The sequence below is a fragment of the Streptomyces milbemycinicus genome, assembly GCF_002154605.1.
In the GTDB taxonomy this organism is placed as follows: Bacteria; Actinomycetota; Actinomycetes; order Streptomycetales; family Streptomycetaceae; genus Streptomyces; species Streptomyces milbemycinicus.
On record NZ_MUNE01000622.1, the window covers coordinates 1 to 4996 of the forward strand.

The 4996-nt window shown below is 73.2% G+C and carries 5 protein-coding genes; 3 read left to right on the forward strand and 2 right to left on the reverse strand.

All coding sequences use genetic code 11. The annotated features are described in order from the left end of the window. Positions 1 to 559 (reverse strand): MMPL family transporter (locus CCN51_RS40795; RefSeq protein WP_158104743.1); only part of this gene is annotated, 559 nt, incomplete at its 3' end. A gap of 219 nt (positions 560 to 778) precedes the next feature. Beyond that, the gene (locus CCN51_RS40800; protein ID WP_014176163.1) at positions 779 to 1774 is read right to left on the reverse strand and encodes an ArsR family transcriptional regulator; all 996 of its coding nucleotides are present in this window, start codon (positions 1772 to 1774) and stop codon (positions 779 to 781) included. A gap of 55 nt (positions 1775 to 1829) precedes the next feature. Between CCN51_RS40800 and CCN51_RS40805 the strand changes: the two genes are divergently transcribed. From CCN51_RS40805 to CCN51_RS40815, 3 genes are all read left to right on the forward strand, one after another. Continuing rightward, positions 1830 to 3110 carry an MFS transporter gene (locus CCN51_RS40805; RefSeq protein ID WP_014176164.1) on the forward strand — a complete coding sequence of 427 codons (1281 nt, stop codon included), beginning with the start codon at positions 1830 to 1832 and terminating at the stop codon, positions 3108 to 3110. 1 nt (position 3111) lies between these two features. Continuing rightward, the gene (locus CCN51_RS40810) at positions 3112 to 3681 is read left to right on the forward strand and encodes a GNAT family N-acetyltransferase (RefSeq protein WP_086860711.1); all 570 of its coding nucleotides are present in this window, start codon (positions 3112 to 3114) and stop codon (positions 3679 to 3681) included. Between the two features lie 162 nt (positions 3682 to 3843). Continuing rightward, a partial coding sequence (locus tag CCN51_RS40815) for a M81 family metallopeptidase (protein ID WP_086860713.1) occupies positions 3844 to 4996 on the forward strand: 1153 nt, incomplete at its 3' end.

Consider the following 4996-nt stretch of genomic DNA (forward strand, 5'->3'; position numbering starts at 1 on the left):
CCGTCTGCTGGGCCGCGCCGATGCCCGCGCCGCCCATCTCCACCTCGAGCCCGTCGGCCGCCGCGGCGCGGGCGGTGTCGAGGACCTGGCGGACCTGGGACTCGCCGAGTTCGGAGGCGGGCCGGTCGAAGAGGACGGTGGCGTAGGCGGTGTGCCCGTCGGCGCTGATCCGGCTCGTATCCGTGCCGCTGTCAGTGCCGCTGTCAGTACCGCTGTCAGTGTTGTCGCGTCCGTACGGCCCGGTGACGGAGACGACGCCGGGCAGCTTCTCCACCCGCTCCAGCGCCGCCGTCATGTGCTGCCGTACGTCCACCGCGCGCACCGTGCCCGTGTCGCGCGCCGTATGCCAGACGATCATGTCACTGTCCCCGGCCTGCCTCGGGAACTCCCGCTCCATCAGCTCGGAGACCCGCGCCGAGTCCGTGCCCGGGATGCCGTAGTCGTTCGAGTACGCGGACCCCGTGACCGCGGCCGCGACGGATACGCCCGCGAAGGCGGCCAGCCACAGCGCGATGACGACGAAGCGGCGCCTGAGGCACCACCGGGCGAGTGCGGCCATGGCCTGCTTTCCGGATATCGCGCCGAACCCGCCGGGTCCGCGGCGGGGGAAGGGCCAGACCCGTGGCGGCGCACGCACTGATGAACATGTGAAGGGCCGCCGCGCGTCCAGAACCTGGACCGGCGGCGAACTCCTCATGCACTGTGACACCCGGAAAAGATCCTTTGCCCCCTTTGTGGACTTCCCCACACCGCTTACGGGAATGAGGCCCGCCACGCGTCAGTGGCCGCTCACCAGCGCCTCGCCCACGCTCGTGCGCGCATAGAGCACCACCCGCCCGGTGCGGTGCGCGTTCACCAGACCCGCCGCGCGCAGCGCCGTCAGATGCTGGGAGACGCCGCCCGGGGAAAGCCCGATGCGGCGGGCGAGGTCCGTGGTGGAGGCGGGGGCGGCCAGTTCGGCCAGCAGCAGGGCGCGAGTGCGGCCGAGGACTCCGGCCAGGGCGTCGGAGTACGGCTGGGACCGCTGCTCCCACAGGGTGCCGAGGCCGCGCGGCGGATAGCGCAGATTGGGCTGCCAGTCCTCGCTGTCGAGGGTGGAGAAGATCCGCGGCCAGACGAACGCCGAAGGGACGAGCAGCAGCCCCCGTCCGTCCAGCCGCCGCACCCCACGGATACAGCGGTGGGCCATCTGCAAGGTGCCCGAGTCCCAGGTGAGCTGCGGATCGAGGTCGTCGAACAGGCGCCGGGCGCCGCCCTCCGCGAAGCGCCTGGCCCGGTGCAGGATGTCGCTCTCGAACAAGGTGAGAATGCGCGGCCAGTACGGTGCGAGCGCCACCTCCCAGTACCCGGCGATCACCTCCGCCAGCCGGTCGAGACCGCGCCTGGGGTCCTCACGCAGCGCGGCGACACCCGCCTCCGCCCCCGGTGATGTCGTCCGCAGCAAGTGGGGCGGGGTCGCGCGCAACGCCGCCAGCTCCACTTCAAGGGCGGGCTGCGGGGTGGTGGGCGGCGGTACGAGAAACCCGGGGATGCCCGCGGTGGGCACGGCGATCAGACGGGACAGCGGCTCCAGGTCCAGCCGCGCGGCCGCGAGCCTGGGCCGCACCTGCTCGGTCCACCGCCGGTGCATACCGTGCTCGTCGGCGCCCTTGAGGACGCGCACACTGGCCGCCACCTCCCACAGCGGGGATATGGCGAAGCGGGTACGGGCCACGTCCTCGGCCGAGAATTCGATCTCCAGCGTGTCGCCCGCGGCCCGCGGCTCATGCCTCATTCAGCAGAGGCTAAATCATTGGTATGCGGCGACAGCGCCCGGCAATGTACCCGTCATGCCCACGGAATCCCCTTGGCGGCTGCGCGACTTCCGAACGCTGTTCACGGCCACGGCGCTCAGCCAGCTCGGCACCAGCATCGGCTATCTCGCCATCCCGCTGGTCGCGGTGTCCGCGCTCGACGCGAGCCCCGGTCAGGTCGGCCTCCTGGCCACGCTGAGCACCGCCGCGTTCCTCGTCATCGGCCTGCCCGCCGGGGCCTGGGTGGACCGGCTGCGCCACCGCCGGGTGCTGATCGCCGCGGATCTGACGCGGGCCGCTCTGTTCGCGTCCGTGCCGGTGGCCTGGGCGCTGGACGCCCTCACCCTCCACCAGCTGTACGCCGTCGTCCTGCTGAACGGCGGCGCCACGGTGTTCTTCGACGTGGCCTCGCAGAGCTTTCTGCCGCAGCTCGTCGGCCCCGACGGGCTGGTACGGGCGAACGCCGCGGTGGTCGGCCTCCAGGCCGCGGGCAATGTGGCGGGCAGAGGCGCGGGCGGCGTGCTCGTACAACTGCTCACGGCGCCGCTGGCCGTGGTCGGCGTGGGCGCGTGCTACCTCGCCTCGGCGCTCCGGCTCACCGGCATCCGGCGTACGCCCACGCCGCCGGCCGACCCCGGACGGCGGCCCGCCCGGCTGGGGGCACAGATCGCCGAGGGGCTGCGGCACGTCCTGCGCGACCGGGAACTGCGTGCCCTCGCGCTCACCGCGTCCCTCACCAACCTCGGCTCGCAGCTGATCAACACCCTGCTCCCGGTGCTGTTCACCCGCGAACTCGGCCTGTCGGCCGGGGTGCTGGGCGCGTACGGGGCGGTGGGCGGGGTCGGCATCTTCCTCGGCGCGCGCTGCGCCCACCCCGCCGCCCGGCGCCTGGGCTACGGCCGCGCCCTCTCCCTGGCCGGCGCCTGCCTGGCCCCGGCCGCGCTGCTCATCCCGCTCATCGGCCGGGGCCCCTGGCTCTGGGCGGCCGGGGCGGGATGGCTGCTGGCCACGTTCAAGATCGGCCTCGACAACGTGCTGGGCGTCAGCCTCCGCCAGCGCCTGACACCCGACCCGCTCCTCGGCCGCATGAACGCCACCTTCCGTTTCATGCTCACCGGCGCGATCGCCATCGGCTCCGCCGCGGCGGGCCTGATCGGCCAGTTCGCCGGGGTGCGCCCCGCGCTGTGGGTCGGCGGCTGCCTGCTGGCGCTCGCCTTTCTGCCCGTCTTCCTCTCCCCGGTGCGCACCCGCCGGGAACTGCCGCAGCAGGCGGGCCTTCCCCCGCATCACGATTCCCGCCCTCTTGTGAAGGAGTAACGTGTTCGCGATATCACTGGGTGACGACGGTGCGAAGCTGCGGCCGCTGGAGCCGTGGAACGCCGAGGAATACCTCGCCCATATCGACCGGAGCCGCGAGTACATCGGCCCCTACGTCGCGCTGGCCGACCGCGCCACCGACCTGGCGTCCGCGCGGGCGTTCCTCCAGTCGTACGCCGACAAGGCGGCCGCCGACAGCGGGCGCATCTACGGCATCTGGCTCGACGGCACGCTCGTCGGCGGCGTCCTTTTCAAGAGCTTCGACACATATTTCGGCACCTGCGAGGTCGGCTGCTGGCTGGAGCGGGCGGCCGTCGGACGCGGGCTGATCACGCGCGCGATCCGGGTGCTCATCGACTGGGCCGTCGAGGAGCGCGGAATCCACCGCGTGGAATGGCTCGCGGCCGCCGCCAACACCGCGAGCATCAATGTCGCCAAGCGGCTCGGGATGGTGCACGACGGAGTGCTGCGGCAGAGCCATCCGCACCGGGGGGTGCGCCGCGACATGGAGGTCTGGTCGGTGCTGGCGCCGGAATGGCGCGAGCGGCGGAACTCGGCCGGGCGGGCATAACCGACCCGGTGCGACGTCCACACGGACTCGAAACCAAGTCGGCCCCCAACACGGCGACTCGCGGCTATTGTTCCGTAATAGGCGGTTGCCGCGCTCATGGGTGGTTGCTGCGCTGTTGACCGCCGCCGCGCCGCGCGAGCCGGGAAAGGAACCCGCACACGCATGAGCACGCCCTCCCCCGCCGGCCGCCGCCCGCGCATCGGCATCGGCGGCGTCTGCGCCACGTCCAGCACCTTCAGCCCGCACCGCACCCGGTACGACGACTTCCACGTCATCCGCGGTGAGGAGCTGTGGGACCGCTGCCCCTGGGCCCGGCCGGACGGCGGGGTCAGCGGCCCGGTGGAGTGGGTACCGCTGGTCCACGCCGAGGCCCCGCCGGGCGGACCGGTCGAGCCGGAGACGTACGACCGCCTCAAGACCGAACTGGTCGACCGCATACGGCAGGCGGGCCCCCTCGACGGCCTCGTCCACGACCTCCACGGCGCGATGAGCGTGATCGGCCTGGAGGACGCCGAGGCCGATCTGACCGACGCGGTACGCGATGCCCTCGGCCCCGGCGCGCTGATCTCCGCCGCGATGGACCCCCACGGCAACGTCTCACGCCGGCTCGCCACCCGGCTGGACCTGATCACCGCACACCGCCTCGCCCCGCACCAGGACGCCACCGCCCGTACCCGCGAACGCGCCGCCCGCAAACTCGTCGAACGCCTCGCCGCGGGCAAGAGCCGCCCCCACCTGGCCTGGGTACAGGTGCCCGTACTGTTGCCCGCCGAGCGCACCAGCCCCCGGCTGGAGCCCGCCAAGTCGCTGTACGGGCGGCTGGGCTCCATCGAGGAACTGGACGGCATCGTGGACGCGGCCGTCTGGGCCGGCTGCCCCTGGGCCGACGAACCGCGCTGCAAGGCGGCCGTCGTCGTCACCGGCGACGACCCCGCCCTCGCCGTCGAACAGGCGCGCTCACTGGCCAAGGAGTACTGGGACCTGCGCCGCGACTTCGTCTTCCCCGCCCCCGCCGCCGACGCCGACACCTGCATCGACACAGCCATCGCCTCCCGAGCCCGCCCCTTCCTCATCACCGACTCCGGCGACAACCCGGCGGCGGGCGGCGCGGGCGACGTCGCGTACATGCTGCGGCGTCTGCTGGCCAACGAGGCTTTGGCCACCGGCCGCGCCACCGCGCTGCACGCCGGCATCACCGCCCCGGCGGCGGTCGCCCGGTGCTTCGCGGCGGGCGTCGGCGCGACGGTGCGGGTGTCGGTCGGCGGCGCGTACGGCTCGCACGGGGCGTACGGCTCGCACGGGGCGTACGCCCCGT